Below are 603 nucleotides of genomic sequence, written 5' to 3' on the forward strand. Positions count from 1 at the left end.
AACGTGGTGAAAATCACAGCTTTTAAGTTTCTCTGACTTACTTTTGTGATCTTCATCTTTAAAGGATGATCCGAACTTAATCTTTAGCTAATATCTTTAGCTAACGAAATTACGTAAAAGAACAGAATGGCTAAAAAAATCACCATGAGTGACATTGCGGCGGCGGCTGGCGTCTCTCAGTCGACCGTATCGCTGGTATTGAATGGCTCAACTTCCGTAAAAATCGCGGAAGCGACCAAACGTAAAGTGCTCGAAACCGCAGAATCACTTGGCTACAAAAACAAAAAGGTTGCCCATGCTTTGGGACGTCCTAAAAAGATCGCATTGGTGATCAACGGCTTAACCAGTTATGACCCATTTATCGATGCCATCAATGCAACGAGAGAAGAAGCGTGGTCGAACGACTACATATTGGTGACCTTCAATTACAGCCATGATGAAGTGTTGGCAAGCAAGATTGAGTCGGAGATCAACGGCGGTGATTACGCAGGTTTGGTTTACGCATCCAGTATGACGCGAGAGTTGGAGCAGCAACGCGTCACAACTTCCTTACCGACTGTGCTGCTGAACTGCACCAACGAAGAACACACCGAAACGCCAAGT

At 45.1% G+C, this 603-nt stretch carries 1 protein-coding gene; it reads left to right on the forward strand.

All coding sequences use genetic code 11. The annotated features are described in order from the left end of the window. Nucleotides 1-126: 126 nt before the first annotated feature. Nucleotides 127-603, forward strand: a 477-nt coding sequence (locus R8O11_RS29375) for a LacI family DNA-binding transcriptional regulator (protein ID WP_318195142.1), incomplete at its 3' end; no start/stop codon positions are given.

The organism is Vibrio sp. 1288, assembly GCF_033344475.1.